We start from the raw sequence: 18,704 nt of genomic DNA, 5'->3' as shown, positions 1-18,704 counted from the left end.
CCGCCCCCGCGTTGGGTTCGTCCCCCCCCGTCAATCCCCCCCCTTTCTTGTCGGGGCGGCTTGGCCCCCCCTTGCCGGGGGGGCCCCGGGGGCCCCCCCCCCCCCAAGGATCTAGGTCGAGGTTGTGCCGGTCCCGATTGCAGCGGCGGGTGGTGTCTTCCGGGAAATCTGTGGATCTTGTCGATTTAGGGTGATGCGGTTCGACGTTCAGGTGGAGACCGGCGTGGGCCGGTCGGCATACGTCGGAGGATCGTCATGACCAGCACGCGCACCGAGGCCGCCACCAGCTCCACCACCGGCATTCGCCGGATGCTGCTCGAAGGACTCGCCGCCGCGATCGTGGCCGCTGTTGCCACTGCCGCGGTGGCGGCTGCAGGGCGGGCCGCCGGGATCAGCCTGGATGTCGCGGGTGGGCCGATTCCGCCGTCCGGTTTCGCCACGCTGACGGTCGTCTTCTCGCTGGTCGGGCTGGTCATCGCGGCCGGACTGCGCCGCTTCGCCCGACGGCCGCGGAGCACGTTCGTCCGAGTCACAGTGGTGCTGACGCTGCTCTCGCTGGTACCGGATGTGATCGCGAACGCCGGGTGGGCCACGCGGCTGCTGCTCATCTTGACGCACCTGGTCGCAGCGGCGATCGTGATCCCCGTGATCGCCCGCCGCCTGCCGGTCGAGCGTTCCGTAACCTCCTGACGCCGATTCCATGACCTGCCGGCGCCGATGAGGACGGTCGATGAGTCGCGGACCCGCACCCATAGAGCGAGAAAATGGTGCGGATCTTGTTCTCGATAGCAGGTCTGCCAGCTGGGCGTGGCCGTGGCGGAGCGCGATGTCGCAGGGCAGGTCACCGGCGGCGGTGGGCAGGAGCCGCCAGTCACCGTCATCCGAGCAGAGTAATGACGCCGGGCCGCGCCGCTGACCGCCGTGTTCGGCGCGTATGGGCGACGCTGCCCGCCCCGGCGGGTCAGGACGGGGAGCAGAGGCGGGCGAGTGCGGCAAGCTGGGCGCCGTGACGGGGGGTGATGATCTGGACGGGCGCGTGCTGCCAGCGGGCGTGTGCCTCCTCGGGGGTCAGGCCGGCGGCCGTGCCGATGTCGGACCAGGAGGCGCCCAGCTCGCGGGCCTGGCCGACGGCGGCGAGCGCGCGGTCGTCCGGGAAGCCGGGGAGCGAGGCCAGCGCGGCGTCGCGGATCGGCGTGATGTGGTCGCCGTACTCGTGGCCGCTGATCAGGTCTATCGCGTCCATCGGCGGGGACGGGTGGGCGGACCAGACGCGGCGGGCCGGCAGGTCCTGCTCCTCGGGGGTGGCGACGCGCTGCCACTGGGTGCCCCGCCAGCCGCACGAGCAGACGTAGGCCCAGCCGGTGATCTCGGTGTCCGGGCGGACGTGGAACTCGTCCGGCTCCAGCTCACGATCGCCGATCTTGACGATCAGCACCTTGCCCTCCGCGTAGGCGCAACCGACCGCGCCGTCCGCGAACGTCGCACCGAGCAGACCTTCGTGCCGCACTGTTGCTCCTACGTCAGACCCGAACAGGACGTGCCGTTGACCGTGCATCGAGCCGGGCGCTCCGCGCCGCCGTCCCGGTTCACATGAAATCGCAGGGGTACGCTGCCGCCCGCGCCCACCGGCACGCCGGACCGCCACGTGTAGGTGCGGCCGTCCACGTCGAGCGTGGCCTGCGGCGCGCCCTCGACCCACGACGTGACCAGCCCGGTGATCGTCTCCGGCATGGTCAGTGTGACGGTCCAATCCGCGTCGGTGCGCGCCGCGTTCGAGACGAGCACCTCGCCGATGAAACCACCATCAAAGGAATCGAGCACACGGTACGCCCCGGAGAGCCCGTTCCGTGCGGGCTGCGGCGCGACGCTGCCCCGCCCGGGTGAGGGCTGCGGCGCGGTGCTGCTTCGCCCGGGTGAAGGCCGCTCCACCTCGGGCGCGCGGCGCCCCGGATCGGCCAGGCCGATCGTGGCCCTGCCGTCGATGGACGGCGGCGGCGTGTCCGGGGAGAACGACGGCAGCGCCGGCGCGGCCCGGACCGGTACGGGCGGATCGACGTCACCGCGTACCGCGTAGGTCGCGACCGTGACCATGGAGAGCAGCAGGAAGGCCACCGCCACCCCGGTCGGAAGCCAGGGCGCGAGGTTACGGAGCGTCGTTGCCGCCGACATCACACGCCTTCCTGCCTGTTGCGGAGTCGCCACCTTATACCGCCGAAGCGACGAACGACCGTGATCACAGAGAACGCGACACATCGGACGGACGCCGGTAGGGTGCCTCCGAATCCCGCCCAGATCCTGAGGAGAACCATGGGCCGCTTCGACCTGCCCGACCCCGAGACGCTCCGCGCACGCGAGAAGCTCGTGCTCGACCACATCCACGACGAGGGTACGCAACAGTGGGACGACGTGCTGTCCACGTTCCCGCACCCGTACTACGAGCTGATCGCGACGATGCGGGTCTACGACGGCGAGGAGGGCGTGCGCGGCTACTGGGCCGAGTCGCGGGGCGCGTTCCCGGACCAGAACCACGAACTCATCTCGCTGCGCCACTGCCCCGACGCGGTAATCGTCGAATTCTGGCTGACCGGTACGCATCTCGGCCCGCTGAACGGCATCCCGGCGACCGGACAGCGCTTCCGCATGCGGATGACCGCCTCCTTCATCTTCGACGAGCAGGAGAACCTCGTCTGCGAGCGGGCCTACTTCGACACGATGACGATGCTGCGGCAGCTCATGGGCGGCCTGAACATGAAGAACCCGCGCAACTGGCTGTGGCTGATCCGCGCACTGCGCGGCCTGTCAAAGATGAGTTCCACGCCCGACCCCCGCCTCCTCGACACGACACCTCCCGACCTTTCGCACTGACCTCCATGCTCCGGCTACCCGCGAGGATCTGTGGGCCGGCGCGCTTCAGATGTGGTGCCGCAGCACGCCCAGCTGCGGGTCCCGGCGGCGCCATGCGGTGCGGACGGCCTCGACCAGCTGGGCGTCCACGCCGTCGGTGGTGTCGACCTCCAGGTCGTACCCGCCGAGGGTGTGGATGCCGTTGATCTTCAAGGCTCCATGCTTTGAAGGATGCCTCAGCGCCTGAGGTCCCGGTCAGTGCGGATAGGCGCGGGGTATTCGGGTGGTGGGGAGCGTGGCGCGGAAGGAATCGATGCGGGTGATTACCTGGCGACGGCCGTAGGTCGGTTCGATGAGGGGGAGATAGAGGCAGCGGGCGGCCAGTTTGTCGAGCGAGACCGTGAAGTACATGGCCATCAAGGGGTTGATGAAGAGGGTGCTGCCCCGGGTGCGCGACGTGAACTGGACGTCGCCGAACATGCCGGCTGTCGCGGCGGCGATCTGGCCCTGGACGATGCTCGGGCGTTGCGGGGTCGCTGCCGCCGCGTCCGCGACGGCCTCGCGGTAGAGCGTCGCCTCGCGGCTGGTGCCGGGGATGGACAGGGCGCCGAGGTAGCCGCCGTCGCGGTCGAGCGCGGCGATGTTCTCGAGCACCTGCACGTGGCTGACCCCGTCGTGGGCGTCGATGCCGAAGCCAAGACACGTCACAAGTTTGACCGGCACGTCGAGCCCGGCGACGGCGGCGAGGCTCGTCACGTCCTCGACCGGCGTGCCGAGCCCGTTCTCGTCGCCGCGCAGCAGGATGTCGGTGCCGCCGTCGACGAGCACCACCGCGTCGAGGTCCAGGGTGTCGATCAGGTGCCGGTAGGCCTCGCGCAGCGACTGGACTCCGAGCGGCGGGAACGCGTACACCGTCGAGGGCAGGTCGTGGGCGGCCAGCCAGCGGGCGAGCGTGCCCTCGGGGAAGTACCAGTCGGGGCTGACCGAGTCCGGTGTCACGGCCACCACGTGCTGGGCGGTCCAGAATTCGCGGTCGACAAGCTCAAGTTCGGAGAAGGACAGGTTCGCCAGGTGCACGCGCACACCGCTCTCCCACAGCGCGAAGGCAAGCGGCAGCCCGGCGTACACGTCGAAGCCACCGCCCGCGCCGGCGATCAGGACGTTGCGGGCCGAGGCAAGCGCGGCGAACAGCGGCGGGGTGGACAGCGAGGGAGTCAGCACCCCTCAATGATCAACCACCGGGTCCACCGGCCGGACCTGAGCGAACCGCCGCCGGCGCGGCACACAAGAACCCGAAGAAACCCAAGACCACACGCATGTCCCGCCACCGCCGTGGTCCAGCCCCGCATGCTCCCGCGGCCTGGGGATCCGTGGGTGGTCACCGAAAACCGCTGGTGCCGGAACCACCCAGGTGGGTAGCGATGTCGGCGGTGTCAAGCACGACTGCGCAGCTCGCAGCCGCGGTGTGGAGTGCCGTGCGGTGGTGGCCGGCGGTGAAGTCCGCCGTCGCGTCCGCCACCAGGAACGTCTCGATGTCCCGGCTGAACGAGTCGTAGGCGGTGATCAGGCAGCCGAGGTGCGCGTAGACGCCGCAGACGATGAGCTGATCCCGGCCCGCGGCGGCAAGCAGTTCCGCGAGCGGCGTGCGGTGGAACGCGGAGTAGCGCCACTTCACGACGGTCCGGTGGTGCGGGCGGGGCGCGGCCTCCGGCACGACGTCACGGTCTTCCGGGATCGCGCGCATGCCCGTACCCCAGAAGTCGTGGAGCAGGCCACGTTCAGGTCGCGTCATGTCGCCGCGTTGCACCGAGTAGAAGACCGGCATGCCGGTGGCGTCCGCCGTGTCCCGGAGCAGGCCGAGGTGGCGCCGCAGCTCCCGGCCGGGCGAGGCGTCCGCCGGGAAAGGCCGCAGGAAGTACCGCTGCGCGTCGTGGATGAGCAGTGCCGCGCGCGCCGGGTCGGGCCGCCAGCCCACGCCGCCGGGCGGCACGTCGTGGCGGCCGGGCATCGGGTAGGGCGGGATCGGCGGGATGCTCATCGGCGGGATCGTTTCCGCGCCGGGGCGGCCGGACGGGGTGTTTCGGCTGGCAGATGCGACATGTCGACGGCCCTCCGTGTCGTGGTCCGGGCCGATGCTCGCACCGGCCGTTCACACCCGGCAAGGACTACCCGCCTACCCGCTCGAGTAGCTGATCCATCCACAGTGCACCTGGAATGCTCGTCGTCGCAGCCACACGGGCGAACGGGGGGCACGGTGGAGGAATTGTTGTCGGGGACGGCTCCGTTCGCGTTGCTTCACCGCGGCGGCGAGATCGAGGTCCTCACCGGGCCTGAACTCGACGTGGCGGCGGTCGCCGATCTGCCCGCGGACCGGGACGTGCTGGCCGTGCTGCCGTACCGCCAGCTGGCCGAGCGCGGTTTCGCCTGCCGGGACGACGGTGTGCCGCTGCTCGCGCTCGGGGTCGAGCACCGTGACGCCGTCCCGGTCGCCCGCTTCCTGGACGCGGTTCCGGACACCGCGGTGACGCTCACCGGCGGGCACTTCGACATCGACGACGACGCCTACGCCGAGATCGTGCGCGCGGTCGTCCGCGAGGAGATCGGTACCGGCCAGGGCTCCAACGTCGTCATCAAGCGGTCGTTCCGGGCCCGCGTCGACGGGTTCTCGCCAGCCGCCGCGGCCGGGTTGTTCGCACGGCTCCTCGGGCGGGAGACCGGCGTATACCTGACCTTCCTGGTGCACCTGGGCGGGCGGACGTTCGTCGGTGCGAGCCCGGAACGGCACGTGTCGCTGCGCGGCGGCGTCGCCACGATGAACCCGATCAGCGGCACGTACCGGTATCCGCCCGGCGGCGCGGAACTGGACGGGCTGCTGGCCTTCCTCGGGGACGCGAAGGAGACCGACGAGCTGTCGATGGTGGTCGACGAGGAGCTGAAGATGATGGCCGCGGTCTGCGAGGACGGCGGCCACGTCATCGGCCCCGCGCTGCGCGAGATGGCGCATCTCGCGCACACCGAGTACCTGGTGGCCGGCGTGACCACGCGTGACGCGCGGGACGTGTTGCGGCAGACCATGTTCGCGCCGACAGTCACCGGCAGCCCGCTCGAGAACGCGTGCCGGGTGATCCGGCGGCACGAGCCGGCCGGCCGGGGCTACTACGGCGGCGTGCTGGCGCTGCTGACCCGGGACGGCGGCCGGTCCGAGATGGACTCGGCGATCATGATCCGGACCGCGGAGATCGCCGGTGACGAACTGTCGATCGGCGTGGGCGCCACGCTTGTGCGCGGGTCTGATCCGGCCTCCGAGGCCGCGGAGACCCGGGCCAAGGCCGCGGCGCTGCTTGACGCACTGACCGGGCCGGCCGGGCCGCGCGCGCCCGGCAGCCGCCGTCTCGCTGACCATCCGCAGGTCCGCGCGTCGTTGCGGGCCCGCAACGACGCGTTCGCTCCCTACTGGCTGGACGCACGGCGTCCGGGCGCCGCCGCCGGCTCGCTGCCACCTGACCAGCGGATCGCCATCGTCGACGGCGAGGACGCGTTCACCGGGATGCTTGCGCAGCAGGTCCGCAGCCTGGGGCCGAAGGTCGAGGTGATCCGGTACGACAAGCCGGTCAACCCGGACGCGTTCGACCTGACGATCATCGGTCCCGGGCCGGGCGATCCGGGCGATGCGGACGATCCCAGGATCCGCACGCTGCGCCGGTTGACCGCCGATCTGCTGGCCGGCGGCCGCCCGTTCCTGTCCGTCTGCCTCGGCCATCAGGTGCTCAGCATGCTGCTCGGGCTCCGGCTGATCCGCAGGGCTGTTCCCCACCAGGGCACCCAGTTGCGGATCGACCTGTTCGGGGAACCGGCCCGGGTCGGCTTCTACAACACGTTCACCGCGAGCGACGGCCGCGAGTCGTTCCGGAGCCCGCTGACGCCGGGGGCGGTGCAGGTGTGCCGGGACCCGCTCACCCGGGACGTGTACGCGCTGCGCGGGCAACGGTTCCGGTCGTTCCAGTTCCACCCCGAGTCGGTGCTCAGCCCGGACGGACTGCCGGCGGTACGCGCGGCGCTGTCCGGCCTGCTGCCGCCGCGGAACAGCCCCGGCCGGTGAGATCCGGCCACCCCCGCGCCGCGATCACCTGGTGCGGTAGTGGTACCTGTGGGACAGCGTGAATCCGGCGCGCTCGTACACGGCCCGCGCGACAGTGTTCGTGTCCTCGACCTGGAGGTAGAGCGGGCCCGGCGCCCATTCCGCGATCGCGGCGAGCAGTGCGGTGGCCAGGCCGCGGCGGCGGTGCTCGGGCCTGGTGACCATGCAGAACACGCCGGTCCAGCCGTCGACGGTGACGGCAAGCGCGAGCGCGGCGGACTGCACTGTGAAGACGGCGGCGGGCGCCGCGATCCGGGAGATAACCGGCAGTGCGGTGACGTCTCCGGCGATCGACGCGAACAGGCGCTCCCACTCTGAACTGTCGTCGTGCCGCGTCACCGCATGCGACGGCGAACCGAGCGTCGCGGCGGTAAGCACCGAGGTCTCGCCGTTGAGCACATAGCCGCGCGATTCGAGCAGCGCGTCCAGTTCCGCGTACTGATCCGCCGGTGAGATCTGCGCGATCGCCGGCGCGTTGACCGCACCGTAGAACTGCTCCATCGAGGGTACGGACGGGAGCCCGACCGGCAGCGCCGAGTTGTTCCGGCGGCGGGTGACGCCGGGCGTGTGCCGCAGCAGCCAGCCGTCCCGTTCCTCGGCTACGGCGGCCGGCCAGGACGCGGCCGCGATCCGCTCGATGCGCCGCGCCTGCCCGCCGGCGCAGATCCGCACCAACGCGGGGATCAGCTCGCGGAGCATCGGCTCGTCGACTGTGGAGGCGGGCGCGTACCCGCTGATGGTCAGGCCGACGATCTCGTGCCGGGCGGCGACGCCGGCCACGTGTTCCAGCAGCTGCGCCGGGGTGAGCCCGCCCGGCTCGGAACAGCCGACGGAGATGATCCCGGCCAGCACGTCCAGGTCGACGTGGAGGTATGCCACCGCGCCGGGATCGAGTGCGCCGCCGATGCCTGACGACGTGATGTACGCGGACTCGGCCGGGTCGAGCACGCGCGTGCCGACAAGCGCGACCTGGGACGGCCACAGCGGCACCGCTGGCACAAGCGCGTCCGGCCCCTCGCCGAGCAGTGTCCGCAGCACCATGCCGGGGAACGCACCTGACGGCGAGGTCTCCGGCGTGTTCAGGTCGCCGTGCGCGTCGTACCAGACGACGCCGAGCCGGTCGCCGTACCGGGACGCCGCGGCCGCTACCGGGGCGAGGCCGACGCCGCAGTCACCGCCGACCACCACGGGGAAGCCGTCGGCCGGCAGCGCGGCCCGCACGTTCGCCGCGGTCTCCGCGAGCGTGCCGCCGATCGGCACGCGCACCTGGCGCGCGGACGGCATCAGGGACGCCAGGAAACGGGCGCCGTCGGCGAGCCGGGGTGCGGACGGCGACTGGGACGCCTGGAATTGCGGCACTTCGATGACCGTGATCATGGTGGGAGTATCGCCACCGTAGAACGATCACGTCTACTTAGCGTTACTTCGTACAACTGTAAGGTTTTAAGGATGTTGGACCCCACCCGGCTGAAACTCCTCAGTGAGCTGGCCCGCCGCGGCACGATGATCGCGGTCGGTGAGGCCTGCGCCATGTCGTCGTCCGCCGTCTCCCAGCAGCTGGCCACGCTTGAGCGGGAGGCGGGCGTGCGGCTCTTCGCCCGCGCCGGGCGGCGGGTGCGGCTGACCGCTGAGGGTGAGCGGCTGGTCCGGCACGCGCACACGATCCTGCACGCCATGGAGGTGGCGGAGGAGGATCTGCGGGCGGCAGCGACGCCGCGCGGGCCGCTGCGGGTCGCGTGTTTCGGCACGGCCGCGGCCGCCCGCCTGCTGCCCGCGATCGGGGCGGCGCAACTGAGGCACCCGGATCTGCGGGTCGTCGTGCACGAGCTGGAGCCGCGCGAGGCCCTGGCCGCGCTCGCGGACGGCGGCTGCGACGTGGCGATCACGTTCACCTACAACGTGATCCCGGAGGATCCGCCGCCCGGCACGACGCGGCTGGCACTCGGCACCGAACCGATCCTGCTGGCGCTGCCGGAGGACGGCGACGCGACGCGCATGCACGAGCAGGCGTGGATCGGGGGCTCGGCCGGCACCACTGATCACGAGCTGCTGGACCGGGTGTGCGCGCTGGCCGGCTTCCGCCCCAACGTGGTGCACACCGCGGACGACTACGCGCTGGTGCTGCGGATGGTCCGGGCCGGCCTGGGCGTCGCGCTGGTTCCGGAGCTGGTCGCGACCGTCACAGATGTCCCGCCCGGCGTGGCGCTGCGCACGCTCCCCGGCCCGCCGATCACCCGCACCACCCATGCGCTGACCCGCACCGCGACCCCGGCGGTACGCGCGCTGCTCGCCCTGCTGTCGCCGTGAGGAGCACGTGGCCGGCCGTGTCGCCTGCCGCGTTCTCCTGGCGCGTGGTCGCGCGTCCGGCGATGACGCTCAAGGACCGGACTCCGCGCCTGCCCCGGGCTCGCGCCATGACGGACGGTCACCTAACCACCACTTTTTGATCAGAGGAATTCCTCATGTAACACCATTGACATCTTCAGAAGCGCAGCTCTAGCGTGTGCGAAACGTTTCGACAGTGATTCGGACAACAGGAGTCGGTGGCGCATGATCTCGCTACGGGACGTAGCCATGCGCGCGAACGTCGCGGTCTCCACCGCGTCCGCCGCGTTGAACGGCACGCGCCCGGTCGCCGCCGAGACGAAGCGCCGCATCGAGTCCGCCGCCCAGGAGCTCGGCTACCGGCCGAACGTGCTGGCCCGCGGCCTGGTCAGCAAGCGGACCAGAATCCTTGCGCTGCACTACCCGGCGCCGGCGAGCGGGTTCGGCCTGACCGAGATGCAGTTCGCGACCGGCGCGGCGGCCGCGGCCAGCGAGCTCGGCTACCACCTGCTGCTCTCCCCGGAGAACGCGGACCCGCTTGAGGAGCTGCGCTACCTGACCGGCACCGGGCTGCTTGACGGCGTGCTGCTGATGGAGGTCCGGCTGGACGACGAGCGGGTGGAGCTGCTGACAGGTGAGAACGTGCCGTTCGCGCTGATCGGCCGCACCCGCCGCCCGGAGAAGCTGTGGTTCGCGGACATCGACTTCGGCCGGCTCGGCGCGGACGTGGTCGGTCACCTGACCGGGCTCGGCCACCGCGCGATCGCGTTCATCAACCACACGAGCGCGGCGTACGCGGGTGAGTACGGCCCGGTCGTGCGCATCGGCCAGGAGATCGCGGCCTCGGCCAAGGAAGCCGGACTGTCCTATGCGGACGGCTTCGGCGCGGACACCGCGGAGCAGGGCCGCGCGGCGCTGCACGCGCTGCTGGAGTCGCATCCGGAGACCACTGCCGTCGCGGTCTCCAGCGACCAGGCGGTCGTCGGCGTGCTGGAGGCCGTCGAGGAGCGCGGCTGGCACGTACCAGCGGATCTGACGGTTGTCCTGGTGTTGACGTCCGCGCAGGTCGCGGCGATGTTCCGGCCGCAGATCACCACGCTTGAGCCGCCGAGTCTGGAGCTGGGCCGCCGCGGCGCGCAGATGTTGATCGAACAACTCTCGGACGACGCCGCCGGGCCGCCGGACGGCGGTGAACTGGTGCCGTGCCGCCTGGTGATCGGCGGCAGCTCCGCGGCGCCACGAACCAAGGGGGCACACGCGTGAAACCCGGCCTGCACACCGTGACCGACGGGCGAGGACTGCTCTTCGGCGGCGACTACAACCCGGAGCAGTGGCCGGAGCACGTGTGGGAGGAGGACGCGGCGCTCATGCGGGCAGCCGGCGTCAACCTGGTCACCGTGGGCGTGTTCAGCTGGGGGCGGCTGGAGCCGGCCCCGGGCGAGCGCGACTTCGCCTGGCTGGACCGGGTGCTGGACCTGATGCACGGCGCCGGGGTGGCTGTCGATCTGGCCACGCCGACCGCGTCGCCGCCGCCGTGGATGGGGCACCGCTGGCCGGAGACGCTGCCGGTGGACGAGTCCGGGACCACGCTCTGGTACGGCGCGCGCAACCAGTGGTGCCCGTCGTCGCCGGTCTACCGGGCGCGGTCGCTTGAGATCGTGACGGACCTGGTGGAGCGCTACGCGGATCATCCCGCGGTCGCGATGTGGCACGTCGGCAACGAGTACGGCCAGGTCTGCCACTGCGATCTGACCGCCGCGAACTTCCGGCGCTGGCTGACCGCGCGCTACCGGACCCTCGACGAGCTGAACACGGCCTGGGGCACCACGTTCTGGTCGCAGCACTACTCCGACTGGGCCGAGATCCTGCCGCCGCGCACCGCGCCCTACATCGTCAACCCGTCGCAGCGGCTCGACTGGGCCCGGTTCTGCTCGGACGCACTGCTCGACCAGTTCAAGGCCGAGCGCGACCTGCTGCGGGCCCGGTCGGACAAGCCGGTCACCACGAACTACATGGGCCTGTTCAAGCCGGTCGACTACTGGTCCTGGGCTCCCGAGCAGGACATCATCTCCAACGACTGGTACCCGGACCTAGCCGACCCGCGCTTCCCGGCCCGCGCCGCGCTCACCCACGACCTGATGCGCTCGCTTGCCGGCCGCAAGCCGTGGATGCTGATGGAGCAGTCCACCGGCGCGGTCAACTGGCGCCCGCACAACCTGCCGAAGCCGGCCGGGCAGCTGCGCCTGGAGTCGTTGCAGGCGGTGGCGCGCGGCGCGGACGGGGTCTGCTACTTCCAGTGGCGTCAGTCCGCGTTCGGCGCGGAGCGCTTCCACTCCGCGATGGTGCCGCTGGCCGGGCCGGACACCACCGCGCACGAGGAGGTCCGTGCGCACGGTCTGGAACTTCAACAACTGAGTGCCGTCGCGGGTACGGAGGTGCGCGCGGACGTCGCCCTGCTTCACGACTGGAACAGCTGGTGGGCGGCGGAGGAGCGGGCGCGCCCGAGCGACCGGCTGTCCGTGGTGGAGCAGCTGACCGACTACTACTACCCGCTCTGGCAGCGGGGGGTGACAGTGGACCTCGCGCGAGCGTCGTCGGAGCTCCTCGCGTACCAACTGGTGATCGCTCCTAGTCTTTTTGTGCTCTCGGACGAGGACGCGGCGGCTCTCACGGCGTGGGTGCGTGCGGGCGGAGTCCTTGTCGTCGGGCCGTTCTCCGGGCTCGCCGACCCGCGCGGCCACCTGCACACCGGGCGTTTCCCGGCGCCGCTGCGCGAGGTGCTGGGCATGTCGGGCGAGGCGTGGCGGCCGGTCGACGGCGACCTCAGCTGCTCGTGGCGCGATGAAACCGGTTTCAACACGTCGGGTTTCCGGGCACGTGACTGGACCGAGACGATTCGCGCGGAGGGCGCCGAGGTGATCGCCACCTTCGACGACTCACACTCGCCCGCGGTGACGCGTCACGAGTTCGGCGCGGGTGTGGCCTGGTACATCGCGACGCTGCCGGACGCCGACGGGCTGTCCGCCCTGACCACCCGTTTCCTCAAGGACGCCGGCGTCGAAGGCGTGCTGCACAGTCTGCCGCCCAATGTCGAAGCGGTTCGACGCGGCGACCTGCTCTTCCTGCTCAACCACGGGGACGGCACCGTCTCCGTGCCCTTCGACGGGGATGCCGTGGACGTGCTCACCGGTACCCCATTGCACGACGGGGCGCAGCTCGCCCCCCGTGGTGTCGCGATCCTGCGGCAGCACTCCGGCGCCTGACGGTGCCGGCTGACCCTCACCTAAAAGCGGAGAACATCATGCGCAGAAGGACCCTGCTGGCCACGTCGGCCGCCACCATGCTCCTGGCCGCCTGCGGCAACGGCGACGACGAGGGCGGCGAGAACGGCGCCGCCCCGGCGATCGAGGGCGACGAGAACGCGCCCGCCACAATCGTCTTCTGGTCCTGGGCGGAGAACATCCAGACCGTCGTCGACCTGTGGAACTCGAAGAACCCGACGCAGCAGGTGCAGCTGTCCGGCCAGGCCGCAAGCGACGAGCTGGTCTCGAAGTTCCTGACCGCGTCAAAGGCCGGCAACGCGCCCGACGTGATCCAGGCCGAGTACCAGGCGCTGCCGACGCTGATCACGAACAACGCTCTGCAGGACATCACCACAGCGATCGCCCCGATCAAGGGCGCGTTCGCGGAGGGCACCTGGAACCTGACCTCGTTCGGCGGCGCCACTTACGCGATCCCGCAGGACGTCGGCCCGATGATGCTCTTCTACCGGGAGGACATCTTCACCGAGATGGGCTTCTCGGTGCCGAAGACCTGGGAGGAGTTCGGCGTGCTGGCCAAGGCCGTGCGCGCGAAGGACCCCAAGAAGTACCTGACCACCTTCTCGCCCGGCGATGCGGGCTGGCTCGCCGGCTTCGCGCAGCAGGCCGGCGCGAACTGGTGGAGCAACTCGAACGACGCCTGGAAGGTCGGCATCAACGACGAGGCCACCAAGAAGATGCTGTCCTTCTGGGGCGGGCTGGCCAACTCCGGCGACATCCTCGGCGACCCGATGTACACGCCGCAGTGGAACGCGCAGATGAGCGACGGCACCATCATCGCCTGGCCGAGCGCGGTCTGGGGCGCGGGCGTGCTGGCCGGCGTCACCCCCGGCACCAAGGGCAAGTGGAAGGTCGCCCCGATGCCGCAGTGGTCCGCAGGCGAGAACGTCACCGGTTTCTGGGGCGGCTCCTCGACAGGCGTCGCCGCGACCTCGAAGCAGAAGGCACCGGCCGCGAAGTTCGCCAGGTGGATCACCGCGGACCCGGAGGCGCTTGCCGCGCTGGTGAAGATCGGCCTGTACCCGGCGGCGACCGCCGGTCAGGGCGCGGACGTGCTCGGCAACGCGCCGGAGTACATGAGCAACCAGCCCGACTACACCGCGACCGCCGCCGCCATCGCGAAGACCGCGCGCGGCTTCGACAGCTGGGGCCCGAACACGAACGTCACCTACGGCGCGTTCGAGGACCTGCTGCCGACCGCGGTCAAGAACAAGACCGACTTCGCGGCGGTCGCGGACCAGGTGCAGACCACCTCGGTCGACGACCTCAAGAAGCAGGGCTACCAGGTCGCCTAGCACTGTTCGGCCCGCCGGCTCCTCGCCGGCGGGCCGTCGGTGTCCAGAACGGATGCGTGCACATGACCACTGTTGTTAAGCGACGCCGCCGCGGCCCCGGCGCCGCCCCTTATCTGATGACCGCACCTGCCGTCGTCCTCTTCATCGCCTTCTTCCTCATCCCCATCGGGTACGCGATCTGGCTCAGCCTGCACGCCATGCGCGTCCGCGGCCGGGGCTTCGGCGTGCGCACCGAAGTGTTCGTGGGGATGGAGAACTACGTCACCGCGATCACCGACTCGGCCATGTACGAGGCGCTGACCCGCATGCTGGCCTACGGCGTGATCATGGTGCCGATCACGATGGGCCTGGCGTTGTCGTTCGCGCTCATGCTCGACGTACCCAAGGTCGGTCTCAAGGGCTTCACCCGGATCTCGATCTTCCTGCCGTACGCGGTGCCAGGCGTCATCGCGTCGGTGCTCTGGGGCTTCACCTACCTGCCCGCGGTCAGCCCGATCACCAGGGCGTTCACCGAGCTCGGCCTGCCCGCGCCGGACTTCTTCGGTGACATCTCGATCTACTTCTCGATCGCGAACATCGCCATCTGGGGCTCGGTCGGCTTCAACATGGTGGTGCTCTACACGGCGCTGCGCGCGATGCCGGCCGAGGTCTACGAGGCCGCGAAGATCGACGGGGCGAACGAGTGGCAGATCGCCTGGAAGATCAAGATTCCGCTGCTGGCCCCTGCTCTGATCATGACGTCGGTGTTCTCGCTCATCGGCATGCTCCAGGTCTTCAGCGAGCCGAACACGGTCAAGTCCGTCACCAACTCGATCACGCCGGACTGGGTGCCGCTGATGCGGATCTACCAGCAGGCGTTCATCGAGAACGACGTCTACCTGGGCTCGGCCACCTCGGTGCTGCTCGCGCTGGCCACAGTGCTCATGTCCCTGGCCGCCCTGGCCGTGTTCCGGCTCCGTGCCAGGAGGTCGGCGTGAAATCCGCTTCGCGTGTCAAGCTCGTCCCGACGATCCTGCTGGTCATCGGCGCGCTCTACTCGCTCGCCCCGATCATCTGGCTGGTCTTCGCCTCCACCAAGGGCGCCGGCGAGCTGTTCACCACGTTCTCCGGCTTCCCCAGCTTCAACGGCGGCTTCAGCGAGAACGTGTCCGCGCTGAACTCCTACGGCGGCGGCCGGTTCTGGAAGTGGACGCTGAACAGCCTCATCTACGCGGGCGGCGGCGCGTTCCTGACCGTGCTGGTCTCCGCCGCCTGCGGCTATGCGATGGCAAAGTACAAGTTCACCGGCCAGAAGGTGATCCTCGGGTCGCTGCTGGCCGGCGTGCTCGTCCCCGGCATCACGCTGTCCATCCCGCAGTACCTGCTGCTCTCCTCGACCGGCCTGGTCGGCACGTACTGGTCTGTCATCCTGCCGAGCGTGATCAGCCCGTACAGCATCTACCTCTGCCAGGTCTACGCCGCCGCGTCCATCCCGGACGAGATGCTCGAGGCCGGGCGCGTGGACGGAGCGAGCGAGTTCCGCATGCTGTGGTCGATCGGCCTGCCGGTCATGATGCCCGGCCTGGTCACAGTCTTCCTGCTGCAGTTCATCGGCATCTGGAACAACTTCCTGCTCCCCTACATCATGCTTGCCAACGACGACCGTTTCCCGCTGACTGTCGGCCTCTACTCCCTGCTCAACCGCGGCGCCTCCCAGCCCGCGCTCTACACGCTCGTCATCACTGGCGCGCTCATCTCCATCATCCCCATCTTCGCGCTGTTCCTGTTCCTCCAGCGCTACTGGAAGCTCGACCTCGTCGCCGGCGGCGTCAAGGGCTGACCCGTCGCCCGCATCCCGTTCCACCGGGATGCGGGCGGCGTAATTGCGTTGCCGGCCCGGTGGCGTGGCCCTAACGTATTCACAAGCACCGCACCGCCTTACCGGAGAGGAGACCAGCGACAATGACCGAACACCAGGCTGAGGCCTCCTTCCGACGGCGTGAATAGCACGTGCTCCTCGACGCCGCCCTCCGATTCCAAACCGGGCGGCGTTTCCTTTTCTCGGGCTTGTGGCGCAGCGGTAGCGCACCGGTATGGCATTCCGGGGGTCGGCGGTTCAAATCCGCCCAGGTCCACGCAGTAGACAACATCAACGCCCGTGAGGCTGAGGTAGGTAGACCACCGGACTCTCAATCCGGAAGACCGAGTTCGACCCTCGGACGGGCGACCAGCAACCCATTCATCATCAACGTGTCTCAGGTGCAGCTCATGCGTCCGTCAGGGGCAGGAGCCGCCCGCTCCTGGCTGCGACTGCTCGTGCTCGGCGCCCGGTCGAGTAGAGACCGAGAACGACTGTCCGCTACCGGTGAACCGCTCCTGCGGGCTGCGCAACAACGGCACCAGCTCCGGCTGGACGTGACGTTCGAACAGGCGCTCGACCTGGTGATGGCGATCGCGAAAATCCCTGGCAGCGAGCAGTACCGGTCACCGCTGCTCGACGCCGGGCTGCGCGGATTGCTCCCAGCCGCGGCCCTGGAAGATCCCCACGACGCTCCACGGGGCCGGCTCGGTGGCGACTGACACGGTGCGTGCCACGACCTGCGGCGTTCAGCGCCCGGCGGTGTGGCGCAGGATGGCGGCCCACTCGGTGCCGGTCACCGGGAAAGGGCTGGCCGCGCCCGGCATGCGAAGGATGGCGCTGTCGGCGAAGTCGGGGTCGGCCAGCAGGGCGGCGCGCGGGACCGGAGCCTCGGGAAAGACCCGGAGCAGCGTGATCGGTGCGGTCCAACCGGCCTCGGCGTCGAGTTCGGGCGGGCCGGCGATCGCGCCCAGCCCGACAAGGCCGACGCCGCCGGTCTGCCAGAACGCGATGTCGTCACCAGCGGCGATGCGGGATCGGTACCGTTTGACGCAGCGGCGGGGATCGAGGCCGGTGCCGGGTTTGCTCTGAAAGATCCAGTGGGCCACGCCACCACGGTAGCGACCCCTCGCGGCCGCAACAGGAACCCGGTGCGACGTCGATGAAGGGCGTCGCGTAATGTTTCCCCTGTCGCCGGGAGCAACATACCGGAGTGACACGCGGACGTAGCGCAGCGGTAGCGCATCACCTTGCCAAGGTGAGGGTCGCGGGTTCAAATCCCGTCGTCCGCTCTTTCCTTCAGTCAGCCTTTCGCGCAGACCGCGAGCCTGGCATGTCGCACCCTCCTCAGGCAGTGGAGCACCCCCGCGAGCCGATCTCTAGACTTCGTGGGCGCTACCGGGCGGGAGGGGCCGACGATGCTTCATGTACGGGTGATCGCGCCCGAGGCGCTGACCGCCGAGATCGAAACGCTGCTGGCGAAGGACGAGGCCGTGGCGCACGTGGTTGTGATGCCCGGGGTGGCCCGCACCCCACGCGGCGACATGATCGAGTTCGACGTGGTACGTGAAGGCGCCAGCGACATCCTGGACGCATTGCGCGGACTCGGCATCGAGGAGTCCGGGTCCATCGTGATCGAGCAGGTCGACGTGGCGCTGTCCCGCGCGGCCGGCCGTGCCGCCCGCCGCACCCCAGGGCTCGGCGTCGACGCGGTCGTCTGGCACGAGGTCGAGTCGAAAACCGGCGAGGAGGCGCGGCTCTCCGTCGCGTTCTGCATGTTCATGGTCGTGGCCTGCGTGATCGCCGGCATCGGCGTGCTCCTCGACCAGCCGATCCTGATCGTCGGCTCCATGGTGGTCGGCCCCGAGTTCGGCCCGCTCGCCGCGCTCTGCGTCGGCGCGGTCAGACTCAGGCCCCGTCTGGTACGCCGCGCGCTCCTCTCCCTGGCCGTGGGCTTCGCCGTCGGCATGGCCTGCACGGCCGCGACCACGCTGCTGCTCGACGCCACCGGCCTCGTGGACAGGTCGATGCTTCTGGCCGAGCGCCCGCTCACCGATTTCATCTGGCGCCCCGACGCGCTCTCCTGGGTCGTCGGCTTCCTGGCCGGCGTCGCGGGCATGCTGTCCCTGACCTCCGCCCGGGCCGGCACCCTGGTCGGCGTCCTGATCTCCGTCACCACGGTCCCGGCCGCGGCGAACGCGGCGGTGGCACTCGCCTACGGCGTGACCGAGGAGGCCGCCGGCTCCGCCCTGCAACTCCTGATCAACCTGATCGCCATCGTGATCGCCGGCATCCTCACCCTCCTGATCCAGCGCCTCGCCTGGCGACGGTAGGCGCTGGATCGACGTGGGATCCCGGGCTGCGGCGCCTCGCCCCGGCCCCACATCGACACAGCGCCCGGCACCTGTGTCGACCTGACGCACGCCCCTGGGTTTCCCCGGCCACCCACGGCACCGGAGCCCGCGGGAGCATGCGGAACCGGACCACCGCGGAAGCGGGAAAATCTGCTTCTAGTTCTTCAGGATTCTGATCTCACCGCAGCGCGGTTCAGGCGGGCCGGGGCCGGGCGACGAAGCTGGTGACGGCCGCGGCGATCGCGCTGCTCGCGGCGAGGCCGACGAAGACGAGGAGCGCGCCGACCGCGAAGAGGCCGGAGTCGTCGTGGCGGGCCGCGTCCCAGGTCCAGACCGCGGTGAAGGCGAGCGTGATCGCGGCCGCGGTGGCGACGGCGTTGACGCGCAGCACGATCGCCGCGACCAGGAGGGCGAGCAGCGTGACGCCGCAGCCGATGACCTGCCAGGCCTGGTAGGGCCCGGAGACGTTCCCGGCCGCGTCGACGTCCTGCTTGGTGTCCCAGCCGAGCCAGGCGAACCAGGTGACGACGGTGAGGACGGCGACTGCCAGGGCAGCGGTGACGGTCTTGGCGTTCATGCCGAAAACCTATG

Annotated in this window: 19 protein-coding genes and 3 tRNA genes; 14 read left to right on the top strand and 8 right to left on the bottom strand. The window is 70.3% G+C overall.

What is annotated here, in order from left to right:
• Positions 1-255: 255 nt before the first annotated feature.
• Complete coding sequence (locus tag ACIA8K_RS20875) at positions 256-690, top strand: DUF6069 family protein (protein WP_396061521.1); 435 nt, start codon at positions 256-258, stop codon at positions 688-690.
• A gap of 271 nt (positions 691-961) precedes the next feature.
• Here the strand turns inward: ACIA8K_RS20875 and ACIA8K_RS20870 are convergent, their stop codons facing one another.
• On the bottom strand, positions 962-1,507 hold the full coding sequence (locus ACIA8K_RS20870; RefSeq protein ID WP_396061518.1) for a hypothetical protein: 546 nt from the start codon (positions 1,505-1,507) through the stop codon (positions 962-964).
• Positions 1,508-1,515: 8 nt separating this feature from the next.
• Positions 1,516-2,169: a cellulose binding domain-containing protein gene (locus ACIA8K_RS20865; protein ID WP_396061515.1), complete on the bottom strand. Its 654-nt coding sequence runs from the start codon at positions 2,167-2,169 to the stop codon at positions 1,516-1,518.
• A gap of 138 nt (positions 2,170-2,307) precedes the next feature.
• On the opposite strand from ACIA8K_RS20865, the gene ACIA8K_RS20860 reads away from it, so the two are divergent.
• Positions 2,308-2,865: an ester cyclase gene (locus ACIA8K_RS20860; protein ID WP_396061512.1), complete on the top strand. Its 558-nt coding sequence runs from the start codon at positions 2,308-2,310 to the stop codon at positions 2,863-2,865.
• 45 nt (positions 2,866-2,910) lie between these two features.
• Here the strand turns inward: ACIA8K_RS20860 and ACIA8K_RS20855 are convergent, their stop codons facing one another.
• The 3 genes from ACIA8K_RS20855 to ACIA8K_RS20845 form a co-directional block, all read right to left on the bottom strand.
• Positions 2,911-3,057 (bottom strand): hypothetical protein, encoded by a 147-nt coding sequence (locus ACIA8K_RS20855; protein ID WP_396061509.1) that lies wholly within the window; start codon positions 3,055-3,057, stop codon positions 2,911-2,913.
• Between the two features lie 42 nt (positions 3,058-3,099).
• Positions 3,100-4,065 (bottom strand): DUF1152 domain-containing protein, encoded by a 966-nt coding sequence (locus ACIA8K_RS20850; protein ID WP_396061506.1) that lies wholly within the window; start codon positions 4,063-4,065, stop codon positions 3,100-3,102.
• Positions 4,066-4,222: 157 nt separating this feature from the next.
• A complete protein-coding gene (locus ACIA8K_RS20845; protein ID WP_396061504.1) occupies positions 4,223-4,882 on the bottom strand; it encodes an isochorismatase family protein in 660 nt (219 codons plus the stop codon).
• 228 nt (positions 4,883-5,110) lie between these two features.
• On the opposite strand from ACIA8K_RS20845, the gene ACIA8K_RS20840 reads away from it, so the two are divergent.
• A complete protein-coding gene (locus ACIA8K_RS20840) occupies positions 5,111-6,943 on the top strand; it encodes an anthranilate synthase family protein (RefSeq protein ID WP_396061501.1) in 1,833 nt (610 codons plus the stop codon).
• 24 nt (positions 6,944-6,967) lie between these two features.
• On the opposite strand, the gene ACIA8K_RS20835 is transcribed toward ACIA8K_RS20840, so the two are convergent.
• The gene (locus ACIA8K_RS20835) at positions 6,968-8,359 is read right to left on the bottom strand and encodes a GNAT family N-acetyltransferase (protein WP_396061498.1); all 1,392 of its coding nucleotides are present in this window, start codon (positions 8,357-8,359) and stop codon (positions 6,968-6,970) included.
• 72 nt (positions 8,360-8,431) lie between these two features.
• On the opposite strand from ACIA8K_RS20835, the gene ACIA8K_RS20830 reads away from it, so the two are divergent.
• The 9 genes from ACIA8K_RS20830 (at position 8,432) to ACIA8K_RS20790 (ending at position 16,481) form a co-directional block, all read left to right on the top strand.
• Positions 8,432-9,289, top strand: coding sequence for a LysR family transcriptional regulator (locus ACIA8K_RS20830; protein ID WP_396061496.1), 858 nt, complete (start codon positions 8,432-8,434; stop codon positions 9,287-9,289).
• Positions 9,290-9,532: 243 nt separating this feature from the next.
• Entirely contained in the window at positions 9,533-10,570 is a 1,038-nt protein-coding gene (locus ACIA8K_RS20825) for a LacI family DNA-binding transcriptional regulator (protein WP_396061493.1), read from the top strand.
• Positions 10,567-12,570 carry a beta-galactosidase gene (locus ACIA8K_RS20820; RefSeq protein WP_396061491.1) on the top strand — a complete coding sequence of 668 codons (2,004 nt, stop codon included), beginning with the start codon at positions 10,567-10,569 and terminating at the stop codon, positions 12,568-12,570. Before ACIA8K_RS20825 ends, ACIA8K_RS20820 begins: the two co-directional genes overlap by 4 nt.
• Before the next feature lie 38 nt (positions 12,571-12,608).
• Positions 12,609-13,922, top strand: a complete 1,314-nt coding sequence (locus tag ACIA8K_RS20815) for an ABC transporter substrate-binding protein (protein WP_396061488.1) — start codon at positions 12,609-12,611, stop codon at positions 13,920-13,922.
• A gap of 62 nt (positions 13,923-13,984) precedes the next feature.
• Entirely contained in the window at positions 13,985-14,899 is a 915-nt protein-coding gene (locus ACIA8K_RS20810; RefSeq protein WP_396061485.1) for a carbohydrate ABC transporter permease, read from the top strand.
• The gene (locus ACIA8K_RS20805; protein ID WP_396061482.1) at positions 14,896-15,741 is read left to right on the top strand and encodes a carbohydrate ABC transporter permease; all 846 of its coding nucleotides are present in this window, start codon (positions 14,896-14,898) and stop codon (positions 15,739-15,741) included. The genes ACIA8K_RS20810 and ACIA8K_RS20805 overlap by 4 nt, the downstream gene beginning before the upstream one ends.
• A 223-nt stretch (positions 15,742-15,964) precedes the next feature.
• Positions 15,965-16,036, top strand: a tRNA-Ala gene (locus tag ACIA8K_RS20800).
• An 18-nt stretch (positions 16,037-16,054) separates the two neighbouring features.
• Positions 16,055-16,131: transfer RNA gene (locus ACIA8K_RS20795), tRNA-Glu, on the top strand.
• A 38-nt stretch (positions 16,132-16,169) separates the two neighbouring features.
• Entirely contained in the window at positions 16,170-16,481 is a 312-nt protein-coding gene (locus ACIA8K_RS20790; protein ID WP_396061479.1) for a hypothetical protein, read from the top strand.
• A gap of 27 nt (positions 16,482-16,508) precedes the next feature.
• Here ACIA8K_RS20790 and ACIA8K_RS20785 read toward each other — a convergent pair whose 3' ends face one another.
• Positions 16,509-16,868, bottom strand: coding sequence for a hypothetical protein (locus tag ACIA8K_RS20785; RefSeq protein WP_396061476.1), 360 nt, complete (start codon positions 16,866-16,868; stop codon positions 16,509-16,511).
• 111 nt (positions 16,869-16,979) lie between these two features.
• On the opposite strand from ACIA8K_RS20785, the gene ACIA8K_RS20780 reads away from it, so the two are divergent.
• Together ACIA8K_RS20780 and ACIA8K_RS20775 are read left to right on the top strand one after the other, a co-directional pair.
• A tRNA-Gly gene (locus tag ACIA8K_RS20780) sits at positions 16,980-17,051 on the top strand.
• Positions 17,052-17,177: 126 nt separating this feature from the next.
• Positions 17,178-18,092: a DUF389 domain-containing protein gene (locus tag ACIA8K_RS20775; RefSeq protein WP_396061473.1), complete on the top strand. Its 915-nt coding sequence runs from the start codon at positions 17,178-17,180 to the stop codon at positions 18,090-18,092.
• Positions 18,093-18,306: 214 nt separating this feature from the next.
• Here ACIA8K_RS20775 and ACIA8K_RS20770 read toward each other — a convergent pair whose 3' ends face one another.
• On the bottom strand, positions 18,307-18,690 hold the full coding sequence (locus tag ACIA8K_RS20770; protein WP_396061471.1) for a hypothetical protein: 384 nt from the start codon (positions 18,688-18,690) through the stop codon (positions 18,307-18,309).
• Between the last annotated feature and the right edge of the window lie 14 nt (positions 18,691-18,704).

The sequence above is a fragment of the Catenuloplanes sp. NPDC051500 genome, from assembly GCF_044454585.1.
Classification (GTDB): domain Bacteria; phylum Actinomycetota; class Actinomycetes; order Mycobacteriales; family Micromonosporaceae; genus Catenuloplanes.
The sequence above is the reverse complement of the archived record's forward strand: the minus strand, read 5'-3'. Positions and strand labels throughout refer to the sequence as shown.